Raw genomic sequence first — 16,027 nt, forward strand, 5'->3', positions numbered from 1 at the left:
ATGCGCAAAACCTTAGGAGATCACGGCCATGGTCGTTCTCAATCGGATCTACACGCGCACCGGCGATGACGGCACCACCGCGCTCGGCTCCGGCGAGCGGCGGCCGAAATACGATCTGCGGGTTGCCGCCTATGGCACCGTCGACGAGACCAATGCCGCTGTCGGCGTGGTGCGGCTGCATCTGGCCGACAGTCCCGAGCTCGATGCGATGCTCGGCCGGATCCAGAACGATCTGTTCGATCTCGGCGCCGACCTTGCGGTGCCCGAGCGCGAGGGCAAGGCTGAACGTCTGCGGATGCTGGCGAGCCAGGTCGAGCGGCTCGAGCGCGACATCGACAGCCTCAACGACCAGCTCGCGCCGCTGACCTCGTTCGTGCTGCCCGGCGGGACGCCTGCATCCGCATATCTGCACCTCGCCCGGACGATATGTCGCCGCGCGGAACGGATGATGGTGGAACTCGCCGCCCGACCGGACGAGCCGGTCAATGAAGCTGGCATCCAGTATATGAACCGGCTGTCGGATTTCCTATTCGTTGCCAGCCGCTTCCAGAATAATAAAGGGGCCGGGGACGTGTTGTGGGTGCCGGGCCAGAACCGCTAAACTGGTTCAAAACCGAGGGACGGTTTTTTGGCTTTGCCGCGTTGACCGGGGGAAACGGGACCTTTAGGTTCCGCGCCAGCCAACCGAAACCCATAAAATCAAAGCGAAAGAGGATCGATGAAGGTTCTTGTGCCGGTAAAGCGGGTCGTCGACTACAACGTCAAGGTCCGCGTCAAGAGTGACGGGACGGGCGTGGAGCTCGCCAACGTCAAGATGTCGATGAACCCGTTTGACGAAATCGCCGTCGAGGAAGCGCTGCGGCTGAAGGAAGCCGGCAAGGCGACCGAAGTGGTGGTGGTGTCGATCGGACCGGCGCAGGCTTCCGAGACCATTCGCACCGGGCTTGCGATGGGCGCCGACCGCGGCATCCTGGTCAAGGCCGAAGGCAGCGTCGAGCCGCTCGCGGTCGCCAAGATCCTCAAGGCCGTGGTCGAGGCGGAGCAGCCCGGCCTCGTCATTCTCGGCAAGCAGGCGATCGACGACGATTCGAACCAGACCGGTCAGATGCTGGCTGCGCTGCTCGGCTGGTCGCAGGCGACCTTCGCCTCCAAGCTCGAAGTCGAAGGATCCGACTTCAAGGTCACGCGCGAAGTCGACGGCGGCCTGCAGACCATCAAGCTCAAGGGCCCGGCGATCGTCACCACTGACCTGCGCCTCAACGAGCCGCGCTATGCGTCGCTGCCCAACATCATGAAGGCGAAGAAGAAGCCGATCGACGACAAGAGCGTCGCCGACTACGGCGTCGACGTGACGCCGCGTCTGGAAGTGCTGAAGACCGCGGAACCGGCGGGCCGCAAGGCGGGCGTCAAGGTTAAGGACGTCGCCGAACTCGTGAACAAGCTCAAGACCGAAGCCGGGGTTCTCTGATGACGACGCTGTTGATTGCCGAACACGACCACGAGACCCTGAAGGACTCGACCAACAAGGCGCTGACCGCGGCGAGCCAGCTCGGCGGCGACGTCCATGTGCTGGTTGCCGGTGGCGGCCAGGGCACCAAGGCGGCGGCCGAAGCCGCCGCCAAGCTTGCCGGCGTCACCAAGGTGCTGGTGGCCGAAGGCCCCGCCTATGAGCACGATCTTGCCGAGCCGCTGGCCGCGCTGATCGTAGCGCTGGCGCCGGGGTATGACGCCTTCGTCGCGCCCGCGACCTCGCGCTTCAAGAACGTGATGCCGCGCGTCGCAGCGCTGCTCGACGTCATGCAGGTTTCCGAGATCATCAAGGTCGTTGCGCCCGACACCTACGAGCGGCCGATCTATGCCGGCAACGCGATCCAGACCGTGAAGTCGAAGGACGCCAAGAAGGTCATCACCGTCCGCACCTCGACCTTCGCCGCGGCCGGCGAAGGCGGCAGCGCGGCGATCGAGAACGCTGCATCCGCCGCCGATCCGGGCCTGTCGACGTTCGTCGGCGAGGAAGTCGCCAAGAGCGACCGTCCGGAGCTGACCTCGGCCAAGATCATCGTCTCGGGCGGACGTGCGATGCAGAGCCGCGAGAACTTCGCCAAGTACATCGAGCCGCTCGCCGACAAGCTCGGCGCCGGCGTCGGCGCCTCGCGCGCCGCGGTCGACGCCGGCTATGCGCCGAACGACTGGCAGGTCGGCCAGACCGGCAAGGTGGTGGCCCCGGAACTCTATGTCGCGGTCGGCATCTCCGGCGCGATCCAGCATCTGGCAGGCATGAAGGACTCCAAGGTGATCGTCGCCATTAACAAGGATGAGGACGCGCCAATCTTCCAGGTCGCCGATTACGGCCTGGTCGCCGACCTCTACCAGGCGGTTCCGGAGCTGACCGAGGCGCTCGGCAAGCTCGGAAAGTAAGCGACAAAGCACCGGCCGGGTGAGTAAGCTCCGGCCGGTGTTATTACTCTTGGGGCAACTATCCGGAAACGGTTTTCCGAAAGGATCGTGTCCGGCGGGGAAAGATGGATCGGGTGCGATTACGTCGTAATCACATCATGGTCCCGGGAAGCGTTTTCCGGCGGATTGGGCAACCCGGAAGGCTGCACTTCGGGTATCGTTGGAATTGGGCAGGCGCGACATGCGCGCCGTTCCGGTGGATGACAAGATGACGGTGGCAATCAAGAAGGTCGGCGTGATCGGTTCGGGTCAGATGGGCAATGGCATTGCTCATGTGGCGGCGCTGGCCGGTTTCGACGTGGTGCTCAATGACGTGTCCGCCGACCGGCTGAAGGCGGCACTGGCGACCATCAACGGCAATCTGACCCGCCAGGTCGCCAAGAAGGCGATCAGCGAAAGCGACCGCAAGCAGGCGCTCGACCGCATCGCCTCCGCCGAGACGATCGATGCGCTGGCCGATTGCGATCTCGTGATCGAGACCGCGGTCGAGAAGGAAGAGACCAAGCGCAAGATCTTCCACGAGGTTTGCGCGGTGCTGAAGCCGGAAGCGATCGTCGCGACCAACTCGTCATCGATCTCGATCACAAGGCTTGCCGCCTCGACTGACCGCCCGGAGAAATTCATCGGCATTCATTTCATGAATCCGGTGCCGGCGATGGAGCTGGTCGAGCTGATCCGCGGCATCGCCACCGACGACACGACCTTCGACACCGCCAAGGCGTTCGTCGCCAAGCTCGGCAAGCAGGTCGCGGTGTCGGAGGATTTCCCCGCCTTCATCGTCAACCGCATTCTGCTGCCGATGATCAACGAGGCGATCTACACGCTGTATGAGGGCGTCGGTAACGTCGAGGCGATCGATGCCGCGATGAAGCTCGGCGCGCACCATCCGATGGGCCCGCTCGAGCTCGCCGACTTCATCGGCCTCGACACCTGCCTGTCGATCATGCAGGTGCTGCATGAGGGGCTCGCCGACTCCAAGTACCGGCCGTGCCCGCTGCTGGTGAAATATGTCGAGGCCGGCTGGCTCGGACGCAAGTCCCAGCGCGGCTTCTACGACTACCGCGGCGACAAGCCGGTCCCGACCCGGTAATCACCACTCTCGTTTCAGGTCAGTGCCCGCAGCAGCGCAAGCGTCGCGGGCACGAGACCTGCAATCATCGCCACACCCGTTCCAAGTCCGAGCAGATGCGCCGCCAGCGCGAGGCGCTGGCTCTGGCCATGTGCCGTCATTGCAAGGCCTCGCAGGCACGCTTCAACCGTCTTCCCGCTTCCTCGATGACAGGTGACGGATTGGCGAAGCTGAGCCGGACGTAGGGCGACAGCCCGAGATCCTCGCCGGGAAACACCATCAGATCGGCTTGCTCAAGCAGATAGGTCGCAAAATCGCGATCGGTCGCAATCAGCTTGCCGTCGGGCGCGCGCTTGCCGATCGCGCCGGCGCAACTGACCAGCAGATAGAACGTGCCTTCGGGCGGCGTGCAGGAAAGCCCGCTGCATCCGTTCACGAGGTCGGCAAAGCGATCACGCCTCGTGCGAAGGATGGCGGCACGCTCGGCCAGCACATCCTGCGCGCCCTCGAGCGCGGCGACCGCGGCGGCCTGGCTGATCGACGAGGCGCCGGAGGTGGTCTGCGACTGGACCGTGATCATCGCGCGGATCAGCCCCGATGGTCCGGCGGCATAGCCGATCCGCCATCCCATCATGGCGTAGCTCTTGGCGAGGCCGCTGACGGTGAGCGTCCGCGGCTTCAGGCGCGGCTCGATCTCCGCAAGCGTCGGCGCGGGCGCACCGTCGAACGTGATGTGCTCGTAGAGCCCGTCGGCGAGTACCCAGATGTCCGGATGCTGCAGGAGGATCGCAGCGATCCCGGAGAGGTCTTCCGAAGAATACAGCGCACCGGATGGATTGACCGGATTGTTGATCACGATCCAGCGCGTTCGCGCCGAGATCGCCGCCTGCAAATCCTCCGCGCGCAGCTTAAAGCCGTTGTTCTGCGCACACGGCACCACGACCGGCGTCGCGCCCGCCAGCCGCACCTGACCGAGATAGGGCGCCCAGTACGGCGCGGGGACGATCACCTCATCCTCGGGCGCCAGGGTCGCCAGCAGCGCGTTGAACAGCGCCTGGGTCGAGCCGTTGGTGATGACGATCTCGTCGAGCCGATAGTCGAGACGATGGTCGCGCAGCAGTGCGGCCTGCACCGCCCGCTTCAGTTCCGGCGTGCCGTCGACATCGGTGTAGCGGGTTTCGCGGCGCAAGGCTGCGTCATGGGCCGCCGCGATCACATGGTCCGGTGTCGGGAAGTCGAGATTGCCCGACGACAGCTCGATGATGTCGCGCCCGGCGGCGCGCAGTTCGCGGGCGCGGCGGCGCAGCACCGATGCGGGCGAGGCGTTGATGCCGTCCATGCGCGGCGAGAGGATCGGTGTCGGCGTCATCGGACGTACTGCGCCTCACCGTTGCCGAACGACCAGTTCTCGGGGAGCACCTCGACGAGGTTGATGAAGATGTCTTCAGTGCGCAGGCCGGGGCTTTCCGTCAGCCGTTCGGCGATCCGTCGATAGAGCTTCTGCTTCTGCGCCACCGGGCGGGTGTTGCTGACCGTGATCTGGATGATGACCAAGTCGTCGCTGCGCCTGATGCCGAGATAGTCCGCGCCATAGGCAAAATCGTCGCCATCGCGCTCGGAGATCGTCATGAAGCGATCGCCTTCCGGCACATCGAAGGTCTCGCGCATGGCGCGATAGAGGCTCTCGAGAATGGCTTTTCGGTAGGCGGCGGGCTTGCCCCGTCGCAGCGAGACACGGGTCAGCGGCATGATGTTGTCTCCTGGTGGCAATTGTTGACTGCGCCGATCCTAGGAGTTCGTTGATCATTTAAAAACGGCATGATAATGTATTTCAATGATTTCATTTTTAAATGTATGATCATGAAAGCGCTCGACGTCGAGGCGGTGCAGGCCTTCGTCCTGGTCGCGGACCTCAGCAGCTTCACACGCGCGGCGCAGGTGATGGAGACCACGCAGTCCGCGATCAGCCTGAAGGTCAGGCGGCTGGAAGATGGGCTCGGCCGCCGGCTGCTGGAGCGGACGCCGCGGCTGGTCCGGCTGTCCGCTGAAGGCGCCGCATTTCTCGGGGCGGCGCGCAATCTGGTCGCGGCGCATCAATCGGCGATCGGGTCGTTTGCGGTCGAACGCCGCCGGCTTGTCGTCGGCATCAGCCACCACATCGTCGGTTCGGAACTTGCCTCACTGTTGAAACGGATGAACAGCACCGACCCGAGTCTCGTGATCCAGTTGCATGTCGATACGTCGCGTTCGGTGCTCGGCGCATTCGACGACGGCAAGCTCGATGCCGCGATCGTGCTGCGCCACGATGCCAGGCGCCGCGATGGCGACGTGCTGTTCGAAGAACCGTTCGGTTGGATGGCTGCGCCCGATTTTCACCATCGGCCCGGCGAGCCGCTGCGCCTGGCAACGCAAGCCGAGCCTTGTAGCGTGCGCGCGATGGCGGTCGAGACGCTCGACGCCGCCGGCATCGCCTGGACAGAGGCGTTCGTCGGTGGCGGGCTTTCGACGATCGGCGCCGCGATTTCAGCAGGGCTCGCCGTCGCCGCGCTGGCGCGCCGGGTGGCGCCGGCCGACACCATCGACCTCGGACCAAAGCTCGGCCTGCCGCCACTGCCGTCCCGCGATGTCATGCTGCACTCGAAACTGTCGGATGCGCGGACCCGCCAGGCATTGCGCACCCTCGGCGCGGCCTTCGCGGCGAACGCGGCCTGATCGCGCACGCATTGTCCGCTCCTCAGTCTGTCAGGCGACATCCCGCGCGCTCGAGCATGTCGTGGATGATCAGCGGCGTGGCCGGTGTCTCGGTCGCAGCGGTGGCCGCCGTGCCTGCGATCGCATCCCGCGCCTGCTGCGCGTCGAGCGTCAGCCGCCGCGCGCAGGGGGGCAGGCCGCGAGCGGCATCGAGCAGCCAGCCGGCGGTTTCGCCGGTACCGGCCAGATAGGCCGTCATCGTTTGGCGCGCGGTCGGATTGGTCGCGGCTTGGTCCAGCATGGCCCTGACCTGCGCGACCGAGATCTGCCCGTGCGATGTCGAGGGCTGCGCATGTGCGGTTGTCGTCAATAGAAGGACGGCCCAGACGGCGTGAGCGGGACGAACGAGCATAAACTTTCATCTCCTAAGGCATGTTGACTTGCAGATATTAATTATTTTAAAACAATAATATCAGATCAGCAATCCCGAGGTTGAGCCATGTCCGCGTCCCTCTCGCCAGAGCTTTCCCCATCCGCGCGGCCGGCCCGCCTCGAACGCATCCGTGCGGTCAGCCGCGTGCTCGCCTATGCGTGTACCGGCATCTCGTTCGTGCTCGCGGTCGGATTGCTGGTCTATTGGCTGGGGAGTCCGGATGAGGCGATCCTGCGCGATGCGGGGCTGACCGGCATTGCGTTCCATCCGATCGGCTGGCTTGTCCGCCTGATGGCTCTGCTGGTCTCGGCGTTGCCGCTCGCCTGTTTGATCTGGGGCTTGTCGCGCGTGCGCCGCGCTTTCACATCGTTCGCGGCAGGGCGCTTCTTCACGGCCGCAAACGTCGCCGGATTGCGTGACCTTGCGATCGCGATGCTGGTCTCGACCTTGCTGAAGCCGGTGATCGGCGCGCTGCTGTCGATCCTGCTGAGCTGGCAAACCTACGCGCAGGGCAAGTCCATCGTCATCGCGCTCGGTTCCGACATGCTGCTGGCGCTCTTGTTCGCGGGTCTAGTTGCGGTGACGGCCTGGGTGATGGCCGAAGCCAATGCGATCGCCGACGAGCACGCGCAATTCGTCTGAGGCCGCTGCGATGCCGATCCGGGTCCGGCTCAACGTGATGCTCGCCGAGCGCAACGTGAAATCGAAGGAACTCGCCGAATATGTCGGGATCACCGAGGCCAATCTGTCGCTGCTCAAGCAGGGCAAGGTGAAGGGCGTCAGGTTCGTCACGCTGGAACGGATCTGCACCTACCTGCAGTGCCAGCCCGGTGACTTGCTGCGCCATGAAGACGACGATGCGTCAGCCTGACGCGGCCATCCGTTACCCAAACATTAACTTTCGCGCGCTACGCAAGGGCGGGTTTGGGAGTGCCGCGTATGGACATGATGAGCATGGTGTCGAGCATCCTGTCGATGCAGCAGGGCAATTTGCAGGGGCAGATCGCGACCCGTGTGACCAAGCGGAACCTCGACGCGGAAAAGTTCGCGGTTCAGACCCTGCTCGGCACGCCGTCGACCGCCAATCTCGGTCCCGGCATCGGCGGCAACCTCAACGCCGTCGCCTGATCAGAACCCCGCCGCGGCCGGAGCCAGCGCCGCCTTCACCAGCTTGATCGCATCATCGCTCGCCCATTCGGCGGGACCGGCGATATTGGCGATTTCGCAGCCCTTGCCGTCGACCAGCACGGAGGTCGGCATGCCGAGCGCCTTGCCTATGTTCTTAAGGTCCTGAAAGACCTTGGCTTTCTGATCGCTGAAATAGTCAAGCTTGGTCAGATTGGCCTCTTTCAGGAAGTTCTTCGGCTTGTCCGGGTCGCGGGTGTCGATGTTGATCGCGACCACCTCGAAATCCTTGCCGCCGAGCTTGGTCTGCAGGCTGTCGAGCGCCGGCATTTCCTTGCGGCAGGGCACGCACCAGGTCGCCCACAGATTGACCAGCACGGTCTTGCCGCGCCAATCCGAGAGTTTCTTCGGCTGGCCGTTGGCGTCCTCGAAGGTCAGGTCGGGCAGCCTCAAGGGGGTGGTCGCCATGGTCAGCGCCGCCACCTCGCCATGGGCGAGCGGGGCGATCTTCTTGGCCAGATCCACCGCGCTGTTGCACGCGACGTCGCCACCGGCGGGATGCCTGAGGCCGGAGACCCCGACATAGCCGATCACGGCCCCGGCCAGCACGGCGCCGATCACCAGCGGGATGCGCCATTTGGCCGTCGGCTTGACGATCGGTTCGGATGGGGTCGTCTCGGGCATATCGTTTGTCATCCTGGGTCAGATATGGCTATGCAGTGCCGGGAATACGTCCGGAACCGCCACGCTGTTTCGCCACTCCGGCGCAGGAAACAGCACGGCCTGAAATACAAATTCGTGAGCGAAATGTCATGAGCAACAAGATGTGGGGCGGCCGGTTCTCGGAGCGTCCCGACGCGATCATGGAGGAAATCAACGTCTCCATCGACGTCGACCGTCACCTTTATGCCCAGGACATTGCCGCGTCCAAGGCCCACGCCGCGATGCTCGCTGCGCAAGGCATCATCACGTCAGCTGATGCGAAAAATATCGGCAAAGGTCTAGACACGATTTTGTCAGAAATCGGCAAGGGCGATTTCGATTTCAAGCGCGCGCTCGAGGACATCCATATGAATGTCGAGTCGCGGCTGTCCGAACTGATCGGGCCTGCGGCGGGCCGCCTGCACACCGCGCGCTCGCGCAACGACCAGGTCGCGACCGATTTCCGGCTCTATGTCCGCGACACCATCGACGAGACAAATGCGGCGCTGGCCGCGTTCCAGCAGGCGCTGGTCGCCCGCGCGCTGGAGCATGCCGGAACCGTGATGCCGGGCTTCACCCATCTGCAGACCGCGCAGCCCGTGACCTTCGGTCATCATTTGCTGGCCTATGTCGAGATGGCCGGGCGCGACCGCGGCCGCTTTGCCGATGCGCGCAAGCGGCTGAACGAATCGCCGCTGGGTGCGGCCGCGCTCGCCGGCACCTCATTCCCGATCGATCGTACGGCGACCGCCAAGGCGCTCGGCTTCGACCGGCCGATGGCCAATTCGCTCGACGCGGTGTCCGACCGCGATTTCGTGCTGGAAACGCTGTCGGCGGCGGCGATCTGCGCGGTGCACATGTCGCGCATCGCCGAGGAAATCGTGATCTGGACCTCGCCGCTGGTCGGTCTCGTCAAGCTCAGCGACAAGTTCACCACCGGCTCGTCGATCATGCCGCAGAAGCGCAACCCGGATGCCGCCGAACTGGTGCGCGCCAAGACCGGCCGCGTGATCGGCGCGCTGTCAGCGCTCCTGATCGTGATGAAGGGCCTGCCGCTCGCCTATCAAAAGGACATGCAGGAGGACAAGCAGGGCGCCATGGAGGCGTTCGAGGCGCTGTCGCTCGCGATCCGCGCCATGACCGGCATGGTCGAGGATCTGGTGCCGGACGAAGCGAAGATGAAGCAAGCGGCCGGCGAGGGCTATGCCACCGCGACCGATCTGGCCGACTGGCTGGTGCGCACCCTGAAAATGCCGTTCCGCGACGCCCACCATGTTACCGGGCGCATCGTTGGCCTCGCCTCGGCGCAGGGCGTGGCGCTGCACGAACTGCCGCTCAAGGCCATGCAGGAGGTCGAACCGAAGATCACCGCCGACGCCCTCAGGGTGCTCAGCGTCGAATCCTCGGTCAAGAGCCGGACCTCGTTTGGCGGCACCGCGCCGAAGAATGTGATGGCGCAGGCCAAAGCCTGGGCCAAGCGGCTGGAAAAAGAGCGAAAATTGGGCTGATCTCGAAAATTTAGCCGTGATTTCTCGGGTCTCCGCCTCTCGCCAGAGCACGCCAATGTTTGTATGGTGCCGCCCGAATTGGGGAATTCGTCGTGATTAGCAAGAACCGCCTGACCCCCTCGGGATGGGCCATTATTGTGCTGAGCGCTGCTGCGCTTGCGCTTGGCGGCTGCGGCCGCAAGGGACCGCTCGACCTGCCGCCGACCGCGAACGCCGCGCCGGCCACAGCTCCGGGCGACACCGAGAGTGAGCGCGCGGCTCAGCCGAGCGTGTTCAATCCGACCTATGGCTCGGATGCCGCGCCGACGGCGTCGAAAGGCAATAAACGGTCGTTCGTACTCGATCCGCTGCTCGGCAACTAGTATCTGGAGCATGATCCGGAAAAGTGGAAACCGGTGTTCCCTGCGACAAACGCGAAGCGTTTGCGCGGAGATCATGCTCAAACAATCAAGCCTGTCATGAACCATTTCGACTATCGCAACGGCGTGCTGCATGCCGAGGCGGTCAATCTCATCGAGCTGGCGGAGGCCGTCGGCACGCCGTTCTATTGCTATTCGACCGCGACGCTGGAGCGCCACTACCGCGTCTTCACCGAGGCCTTTGCCGGCGAGAAGACGCTGGTCTGCTACGCGATGAAGGCCAACTCCAACCAGTCGGTGCTGCGCACGCTGGCCAAGCTCGGCGCCGGCGCCGACGTCGTGTCCGGCGGTGAGTTGAAGCGGGCGCTCGCGGCCGGCATCCCGCCCTCGAAGATCCTGTTCTCCGGTGTCGGCAAGACCGAGGCCGAGCTGCGCGCCGCGCTCACCGCCGACATCCTCTGCATCAACATCGAGTCCGAGCCGGAGCTCGAGATGCTCTCGCGCCTCGCCGTCGAGATGAAGACGACCGCGCGCATCTCGGTGCGGGTCAATCCCGACGTCGATGCCGGCACCCACGCCAAGATCTCGACCGGCAAGTCGGAGAACAAGTTCGGCATTCCGATCGCGCGCGCCCGCGAGGTCTATGCCCGCGCGGCGAAGCTGCCGGGCATCAAGGTCACCGGCACCGACGTGCATATCGGCAGCCAGATCACCGATCTCGGCCCGCTGGAGGCGGCGTTCCGCCTGCTCGCCGAATTCGTGCAGACGCTGCGCGCCGACGGCCACGATATCTCGCACGTCGATTTCGGCGGCGGCCTCGGCATTCCCTATCATCTGGATCGTGCCGCGCCGCCGCTGCCCGCGACCTATGCTGCGATGGTCAAGCGCGTCACGCACAATCTCGGCTGCACGCTGATGTTCGAGCCGGGCCGCCTGATCGTCGGCAATGCCGGCATCCTCGTTAGCCGCGTCATCCATGTGAAGCCGGGCGATGCCAAGAACTTCGTGATCATCGACGCCGCGATGAACGACCTGATCCGGCCGACGCTGTATGAGGCGCATCACGACATCTTAGCCGTGCGTCAGCCTGCACCTGATACCCCGATCATGGTCGCCGACGTGGTCGGCCCGGTCTGCGAGACCGGCGACTATCTCGCGCTCGACCGTGCGCTGCCGCAGCCGAAGGCCGGCGATCTCCTGGCGATCATGACCGCCGGCGCCTATGGCGCGGTGCAGGCCGGCACCTACAACACGCGGCCACTGGTGCCGGAAGTGCTGGTCAAGGACGACCAATACGCCGTGGTCCGCCCGCGCATCGACGTCGACGCGCTGATCGCGATGGACAAGCCCGCGCCGTGGCTGTGATCTTGTAGGGTGGGTAGGGCGCAGCGAAACCCATCATCTCGCTGCGCGGACGCAATTGACGGGTTTCGCTACGCCCTACTCACCTACGCAGGCGTTACTTCGCGGCGTGACTGCCTTTTCCACTACCGCCGACGATCACGCCCGCGGCCTTCTCAATCGGCTTGATCGCCGCCGTGAAATCCGACTCCGGTCCTTCCTCCCGGATGATGACTTCCCAGAGCCGGCCGACCGCTTCGGCAACTTCCATCGACAGCCCGAGCGAACGCATCTCCTCGACGGCGAGGCGCACGTCCTTCACCATCAAACCGGTGGCGAAGCCGAAGTCGAAGCTGCGCGGCAAGACCGAACGCGGAAACTTGTCGCGGCTCGCGGTGTTCAGCCCCGAGCCCGCATTGATGACGTCGATCATCACGGCCGGATCGAGCCCGGACTTGACGCCCATCACCACCGCTTCCGAGGTCGCGACCATCGCGGTCGCCGACAGGAAGTTGTTGGCGAGCTTCATGGTCTGGCCGGAGCCTGGCTTGGTGCCGATGAAGAACACCTTGCCGATGACGTCGAGCGCGCCTTTCACCAACTCGAAATCGGCGCGCGGGCCCGACACCATCACCGCCAGCGTGCCCTTCTCGGCGCCCGACACGCCACCCGAGACCGGGCTGTCGATCTGCACGATGTTCTTCTTGGCGAGGAGATCGTGGATCTTCACGGCCATCTGCGAGCCGACCGTGGAGAGATCGATGAAGCGTTTGACGCGCGTGCCCTCGATCACACCGCCTGTGCCGGTCGCGACCTCGAGCGAGGCCTGCAGCGACGGCAGGCTCGCCATCACGGTCTCGACGCGGTCGGCGATATCCTTGGGCGACGTTGCCGCAGTGGCGCCGAGCGCAACCAGCCGATCGCGCGCATCCTTGCTCGTATCGAATACGGTGAGCTTGTGGCCAGCCTCGATCAGCCGGCGCGCCATCGGGAAGCCCATCTTCCCGAGGCCGATAAATCCGATTTCCATGGTGTTGTTCCTCTACGTCGTTATGTGCGGAGTCCGCCTCGCACTCGACGTCGTCCCGGCTCGCGCCTCGTTTGGCCGGGACGACAGCGAGTGGAGTTCGCTCACGCCTTATTGTCGAGCTCGGCGAACACTTCACGCGCGATGCGGAAGCTGTCGACGCCGGCCGGGATGCCGGCATAGATCGAGACCTGCATGAAGATCTCGCGGATCTCGTCGCGCGACACGCCGTTGGTCAGCGCGCCCTTGATGTGCGCCTTCAGCTCGTGCGGCCGGTTCAGGATCGAGATCATGGCGAGGTTGAGCATGCTGCGCGTCTTGCGCGGCAGCTCCTCGCGGCCCCAGACGGCGCCCCAGCAATATTCGGTGACCAGTTCCTGGAACGGCTTGTTGAAGCTGTCCGAATTCTTCAGTGCATTGTTGACATAGGCCTCGCCGAGCACCGCCTTGCGGATTTCGAGCCCCTTGTCGTGCGTCTTCTGGTCCATGTCGTTTCCTCATGCTTAAGGCGTTGGTTCGGACCGGGAAGTTACGGGGTCGAACTGCCGCAGTCACGCCTTCGTGTTATGCGTATTTCCTGGTGTGGGTTACGCCGGGGAACGGGTGCCTCAAAGCCGCCGCTGTGCTAGGCTAACCTGCCGGCTACCCCGGAGATTTTATTGAGCGGAGCCAACATCGACCCGTCTGACAACCCGTCAAGCGCCGCGCGCGACAGCGATGCGATCGCGCGGTTGAAACTGACCGAGGCTCTGCAGCGGGCAAAGTTCGCGATTGCTTGGGAACGGGCCTGGCCGCATCTGGCGCGGTTCCTGACGGTCGTGGGTCTGTTCCTGGTCGCGTCCTGGGCCGGGCTGTGGCTGGCGCTGCCGTTTGCCGCACGCGTGGCCGGCGCTGCCCTGTTCGGCATAGCCGCGCTCGCGGCGCTGTTGCCGTTGCTGCGCTTCCGCTGGCCGAGCCGCGAGGAGGGGTTGAGCCGGCTCGACCGCGGCGCAGGTATCCGCCATCGCCCCGCGACCACGCTCTCCGACACGCTCACCAACAAGGATCCGTTCGCGCTGGCGCTGTGGCAGGCGCAGCGCGAGCGCACGCTGGCCTCGCTCAAGCGGATCCGCGCCGGGCTGCCGCGGCCGCGGGTGTCGCTGCACGATCCCTGGGCGCTGCGCGCGCTGGTCATCGTGATGCTGGTCGCGACCTATGTCGCCGCCGGCGACGAGCGCGGCCTGCGGGTCGCCTCCGCGTTCGACTGGAATGGCATCATGGCGCCGGCCAATATCCGGGTCGACGCCTGGGTGACGCCGCCGAACTATACCGGCAAGCCGCCGATCATCCTGTCCAACGCCAACAAGGATGCCAACGCGGCCGATACCACCCCGCTCGCGGTTCCCTCGGGCAGCACGCTGCTGGTACGCTCCAGCGGCGGCACCATCGACGTCGTGGTCGGTGGCGGCGTCGCCGAGGTTGCGCCGGAGGGGCAGGCGCCCAAGGGCACCAACGAGCGGCATTTCAAGATCTCCGGCGACGGCACCGCGCATGTCCGCGCGCCGGCCGGCCAGCCGCAGTGGAAGTTCACCGCGACGCCGGACCGTCCGCCGTCGATTGCACTCGCCAAGGATCCGGAGCGGCAGGCGCGCGGCGCCTTGCAGATGTCCTACAGGCTCGAGGACGATTACGGCGTCACCGAAGCGCGCGCGCAGTTCGCAGCGCGGCCGGCCGATGCGCCGAAAGATGCCGACGGCAAGGCCGCGCAGCCGCGCCCGCTGTTCGAGCCGCCGCAATTTCCGCTGGTGCTGCCGAATGCGCGCACCCGCAACGGCGTCGGCCAGACCGTCAAGGATCTCAGCGAGGATCCTTACGCCGGCGCCGACGTGACGCTGACGCTGTCCGCAAAGGACGAAGCCGGCAATGAGGGCAAGAGCGAGCCGTTCAATATGCGGCTGCCCGAGCGGCTGTTCACCAAGCCGCTGGCGCGCGCGCTGATCGAGCAGCGCCGCATCCTGGCGCTCGATGCCAACCAGAACGGCCAGGTCTACGCCGCGCTCGACGCGCTGATGATCGCGCCGGAAATGTTCATGCCGGAAACCGGCTATTATCTAGGCCTTCACACCGTGGCCCGCCAGCTTGAGGCGGCGCGCACCGACGACCAGCTGCGCGAGGTCGTCGCCAGCATGTGGGCGCTCGCCGTCACCATCGAGGACGGCAATATCAGCGACGTCGACAAGGCGCTGCGCGCGGCGCAGGAGGCGCTCAAGCAGGCGCTGGAACGCGGCGCGACCGACGAGGAGATCAAGAAGCTCACCGACAATCTGCGTGCGGCACTGGACAATTTCCTGCGCCAGATGGTCGAGCAGTTCCGCAACAATCCGCAGCAGCTCGCACGCCCGCTCGATCCCAATGCCAAGGTCCTGAGCCAGCAGGACCTCAAGAACATGCTCGACCGCATGGAGCGGCTGTCGCGCTCCGGCGACAAGGATGCGGCGCGCCAGTTGCTGGAGCAGATGCAGCAGATGCTGGAAAACCTGCAGATGGCGCAGCCCAATCAGGGCGACGACGACATGCAGCAGTCGCTCAACGAACTCGGCGACATGATCCGCAAGCAGCAGCAGTTGCGCGACAAGACCTTCAAGCAGGGCCAGGATTCCCGCCGCGACCGGATGCGCGGCAAGCAGGGCGATCAGTCGATGGGCGACCTGCAGCAGGATCAGCAGGCGCTGCGCGATCGTCTCAAGAAGCTACAGGAAGAGCTCGCCAAGCGCGGCATGGGTCCGGAGCAGCGCGGCCAGAAGGGTCAGAAGGGGCAAGGTCAGAAGGGCGATCAGGCGCAGCAGGGCGAGCAAGGCGGCGATCAGGGCGACCAGGGCGACGACGGTGACGGGCTCGACCAGGCCGATTCCGCAATGGGCGATGCCTCCGGGCGGCTCGGCGAGGGCAATGCCGACGGCGCGGTGGATTCGCAGGGTCGCGCGCTCGATGCGCTGCGCAAGGGCGCGCAGAGCCTCGCCGACGCGATGCAGCAGGGCGATGGCGACCAGCAGGGCGATGGCCCCGGCAACCGCGCCGGCCGCCAGCAGAGCGGCGGCAACCAGACCGATCCGCTCGGCCGTCCGTTGCATGGCCGCGAATTCGGCGACGACTACACGGTGAAGATCCCCGGCGAAATCGACGTTCAGCGCGTCCGCCGCATCCTCGAAGAGCTGCGCCGCCGCCTCGCCGATCCGTCACGCCCGCAGCTCGAGCTCGACTACATCGAGCGGTTGCTGAAGGATTACTGAGCCCGCAACACATTCCACCGTCATCGCCCGGCTCGATGACCGAGCG

The 16,027-nt window shown here is 65.2% G+C and carries 19 protein-coding genes; 12 read left to right on the forward strand and 7 right to left on the reverse strand.

Going from position 1 to position 16,027, the window contains the following annotated elements; translation table 11 throughout:
• The first annotated feature begins 28 nt into the window (after nt 1-28).
• From ACVISU_RS26805 to ACVISU_RS26820, 4 genes are all read left to right on the forward strand, one after another.
• The gene (locus tag ACVISU_RS26805; protein ID WP_456708857.1) at nt 29-601 is read left to right on the forward strand and encodes a cob(I)yrinic acid a,c-diamide adenosyltransferase; all 573 of its coding nucleotides are present in this window, start codon (nt 29-31) and stop codon (nt 599-601) included.
• Nucleotides 602-718: 117 nt separating this feature from the next.
• The gene (locus tag ACVISU_RS26810; protein ID WP_050403433.1) at nt 719-1,468 is read left to right on the forward strand and encodes an electron transfer flavoprotein subunit beta/FixA family protein; all 750 of its coding nucleotides are present in this window, start codon (nt 719-721) and stop codon (nt 1,466-1,468) included.
• A complete protein-coding gene (locus tag ACVISU_RS26815) occupies nt 1,468-2,418 on the forward strand; it encodes an electron transfer flavoprotein subunit alpha/FixB family protein (RefSeq protein ID WP_063695509.1) in 951 nt (316 codons plus the stop codon). Before ACVISU_RS26810 ends, ACVISU_RS26815 begins: the two co-directional genes overlap by 1 nt.
• Before the next feature lie 247 nt (nt 2,419-2,665).
• Nucleotides 2,666-3,547, forward strand: coding sequence for a 3-hydroxybutyryl-CoA dehydrogenase (locus ACVISU_RS26820; protein WP_050403462.1), 882 nt, complete (start codon nt 2,666-2,668; stop codon nt 3,545-3,547).
• Between the two features lie 14 nt (nt 3,548-3,561).
• Here the strand turns inward: ACVISU_RS26820 and ACVISU_RS26825 are convergent, their stop codons facing one another.
• The 3 genes from ACVISU_RS26825 to ACVISU_RS26835 are packed head-to-tail and all read right to left on the reverse strand — an operon-like array spanning nt 3,562 to nt 5,275.
• On the reverse strand, nt 3,562-3,687 hold the full coding sequence (locus tag ACVISU_RS26825; protein WP_283807399.1) for a hypothetical protein: 126 nt from the start codon (nt 3,685-3,687) through the stop codon (nt 3,562-3,564).
• Nucleotides 3,684-4,895 (reverse strand): pyridoxal phosphate-dependent aminotransferase, encoded by a 1,212-nt coding sequence (locus tag ACVISU_RS26830; protein ID WP_456708858.1) that lies wholly within the window; start codon nt 4,893-4,895, stop codon nt 3,684-3,686. Before ACVISU_RS26830 ends, ACVISU_RS26825 begins: the two co-directional genes overlap by 4 nt.
• On the reverse strand, nt 4,892-5,275 hold the full coding sequence (locus ACVISU_RS26835; protein ID WP_456708859.1) for a tautomerase family protein: 384 nt from the start codon (nt 5,273-5,275) through the stop codon (nt 4,892-4,894). The genes ACVISU_RS26830 and ACVISU_RS26835 overlap by 4 nt, the downstream gene beginning before the upstream one ends.
• Nucleotides 5,276-5,380: 105 nt before the next feature.
• Between ACVISU_RS26835 and ACVISU_RS26840 the strand changes: the two genes are divergently transcribed.
• A complete protein-coding gene (locus tag ACVISU_RS26840) occupies nt 5,381-6,238 on the forward strand; it encodes a LysR substrate-binding domain-containing protein (RefSeq protein WP_456708860.1) in 858 nt (285 codons plus the stop codon).
• A 22-nt stretch (nt 6,239-6,260) separates the two neighbouring features.
• Here the strand turns inward: ACVISU_RS26840 and ACVISU_RS26845 are convergent, their stop codons facing one another.
• Nucleotides 6,261-6,518 (reverse strand): hypothetical protein, encoded by a 258-nt coding sequence (locus ACVISU_RS26845; RefSeq protein ID WP_456708861.1) that lies wholly within the window; start codon nt 6,516-6,518, stop codon nt 6,261-6,263.
• A gap of 198 nt (nt 6,519-6,716) precedes the next feature.
• On the opposite strand from ACVISU_RS26845, the gene ACVISU_RS26850 reads away from it, so the two are divergent.
• The 3 genes from ACVISU_RS26850 (at nt 6,717) to ACVISU_RS26860 (ending at nt 7,778) form a co-directional block, all read left to right on the forward strand.
• Complete coding sequence (locus ACVISU_RS26850) at nt 6,717-7,292, forward strand: DUF2975 domain-containing protein (RefSeq protein ID WP_456708862.1); 576 nt, start codon at nt 6,717-6,719, stop codon at nt 7,290-7,292.
• A 10-nt stretch (nt 7,293-7,302) separates the two neighbouring features.
• The gene (locus tag ACVISU_RS26855) at nt 7,303-7,521 is read left to right on the forward strand and encodes a helix-turn-helix domain-containing protein (protein WP_456708863.1); all 219 of its coding nucleotides are present in this window, start codon (nt 7,303-7,305) and stop codon (nt 7,519-7,521) included.
• Nucleotides 7,522-7,589: 68 nt separating this feature from the next.
• Nucleotides 7,590-7,778 (forward strand): putative motility protein, encoded by a 189-nt coding sequence (locus ACVISU_RS26860; protein ID WP_456708864.1) that lies wholly within the window; start codon nt 7,590-7,592, stop codon nt 7,776-7,778.
• On the opposite strand, the gene tlpA is transcribed toward ACVISU_RS26860, so the two are convergent.
• The gene (gene tlpA, locus ACVISU_RS26865; RefSeq protein ID WP_456708865.1) at nt 7,779-8,459 is read right to left on the reverse strand and encodes a thiol:disulfide interchange protein TlpA; all 681 of its coding nucleotides are present in this window, start codon (nt 8,457-8,459) and stop codon (nt 7,779-7,781) included.
• A gap of 128 nt (nt 8,460-8,587) precedes the next feature.
• Here tlpA and argH point away from each other — a divergent pair, with 128 nt between their 5' ends.
• The 3 genes from argH to lysA all read left to right on the forward strand — a co-directional run bounded on the left by argH (nt 8,588) and on the right by lysA (nt 11,709).
• The gene (gene argH, locus ACVISU_RS26870) at nt 8,588-9,985 is read left to right on the forward strand and encodes an argininosuccinate lyase (RefSeq protein ID WP_456708866.1); all 1,398 of its coding nucleotides are present in this window, start codon (nt 8,588-8,590) and stop codon (nt 9,983-9,985) included.
• A gap of 92 nt (nt 9,986-10,077) precedes the next feature.
• Nucleotides 10,078-10,347 (forward strand): LPS translocon maturation chaperone LptM, encoded by a 270-nt coding sequence (lptM, locus tag ACVISU_RS26875; RefSeq protein ID WP_456708867.1) that lies wholly within the window; start codon nt 10,078-10,080, stop codon nt 10,345-10,347.
• Nucleotides 10,348-10,443: 96 nt separating this feature from the next.
• Nucleotides 10,444-11,709 (forward strand): diaminopimelate decarboxylase, encoded by a 1,266-nt coding sequence (gene lysA / locus ACVISU_RS26880; protein WP_050403442.1) that lies wholly within the window; start codon nt 10,444-10,446, stop codon nt 11,707-11,709.
• A 94-nt stretch (nt 11,710-11,803) separates the two neighbouring features.
• Here the strand turns inward: lysA and ACVISU_RS26885 are convergent, their stop codons facing one another.
• Nucleotides 11,804-12,715 carry an NAD(P)-dependent oxidoreductase gene (locus tag ACVISU_RS26885; protein WP_050403443.1) on the reverse strand — a complete coding sequence of 304 codons (912 nt, stop codon included), beginning with the start codon at nt 12,713-12,715 and terminating at the stop codon, nt 11,804-11,806.
• A 101-nt stretch (nt 12,716-12,816) separates the two neighbouring features.
• Nucleotides 12,817-13,200 (reverse strand): carboxymuconolactone decarboxylase family protein, encoded by a 384-nt coding sequence (locus ACVISU_RS26890; RefSeq protein WP_018268955.1) that lies wholly within the window; start codon nt 13,198-13,200, stop codon nt 12,817-12,819.
• A gap of 171 nt (nt 13,201-13,371) precedes the next feature.
• Between ACVISU_RS26890 and ACVISU_RS26895 the strand changes: the two genes are divergently transcribed.
• Entirely contained in the window at nt 13,372-15,981 is a 2,610-nt protein-coding gene (locus ACVISU_RS26895; protein WP_456708868.1) for a TIGR02302 family protein, read from the forward strand.
• Nucleotides 15,982-16,027: the final 46 nt, after the last annotated feature.

The sequence above is a fragment of the Bradyrhizobium sp. USDA 4452 genome, from assembly GCF_054063575.1.

Excerpts from the sequence above, each read along its gene's own strand:
- tlpA (WP_456708865.1), bottom strand. The coding sequence starts at position 8,459 with ATGCCCGAGACGACCCCATCCGAACCGATCGTCAAGCCGACGGCCAAA.
- ACVISU_RS26825 (WP_283807399.1), bottom strand. The coding sequence starts at position 3,687 with ATGACGGCACATGGCCAGAGCCAGCGCCTCGCGCTGGCGGCGCATCTG.
- ACVISU_RS26850 (WP_456708862.1), top strand. The coding sequence starts at position 6,717 with ATGTCCGCGTCCCTCTCGCCAGAGCTTTCCCCATCCGCGCGGCCGGCC.
- ACVISU_RS26835 (WP_456708859.1), bottom strand. The coding sequence starts at position 5,275 with ATGCCGCTGACCCGTGTCTCGCTGCGACGGGGCAAGCCCGCCGCCTAC.
- ACVISU_RS26845 (WP_456708861.1), bottom strand. The coding sequence starts at position 6,518 with ATGCTGGACCAAGCCGCGACCAATCCGACCGCGCGCCAAACGATGACG.
- argH (WP_456708866.1), top strand. The coding sequence starts at position 8,588 with ATGAGCAACAAGATGTGGGGCGGCCGGTTCTCGGAGCGTCCCGACGCG.
- ACVISU_RS26820 (WP_050403462.1), top strand. The coding sequence starts at position 2,666 with ATGACGGTGGCAATCAAGAAGGTCGGCGTGATCGGTTCGGGTCAGATG.
- lysA (WP_050403442.1), top strand. The coding sequence starts at position 10,444 with ATGAACCATTTCGACTATCGCAACGGCGTGCTGCATGCCGAGGCGGTC.
- ACVISU_RS26830 (WP_456708858.1), bottom strand. The coding sequence starts at position 4,895 with ATGACGCCGACACCGATCCTCTCGCCGCGCATGGACGGCATCAACGCC.
- ACVISU_RS26815 (WP_063695509.1), top strand. The coding sequence starts at position 1,468 with ATGACGACGCTGTTGATTGCCGAACACGACCACGAGACCCTGAAGGAC.
- ACVISU_RS26840 (WP_456708860.1), top strand. The coding sequence starts at position 5,381 with ATGATCATGAAAGCGCTCGACGTCGAGGCGGTGCAGGCCTTCGTCCTG.
- ACVISU_RS26805 (WP_456708857.1), top strand. The coding sequence starts at position 29 with ATGGTCGTTCTCAATCGGATCTACACGCGCACCGGCGATGACGGCACC.
- ACVISU_RS26860 (WP_456708864.1), top strand. The coding sequence starts at position 7,590 with ATGGACATGATGAGCATGGTGTCGAGCATCCTGTCGATGCAGCAGGGC.
- ACVISU_RS26855 (WP_456708863.1), top strand. The coding sequence starts at position 7,303 with ATGCCGATCCGGGTCCGGCTCAACGTGATGCTCGCCGAGCGCAACGTG.
- ACVISU_RS26885 (WP_050403443.1), bottom strand. The coding sequence starts at position 12,715 with ATGGAAATCGGATTTATCGGCCTCGGGAAGATGGGCTTCCCGATGGCG.
- ACVISU_RS26890 (WP_018268955.1), bottom strand. The coding sequence starts at position 13,200 with ATGGACCAGAAGACGCACGACAAGGGGCTCGAAATCCGCAAGGCGGTG.
- ACVISU_RS26810 (WP_050403433.1), top strand. The coding sequence starts at position 719 with ATGAAGGTTCTTGTGCCGGTAAAGCGGGTCGTCGACTACAACGTCAAG.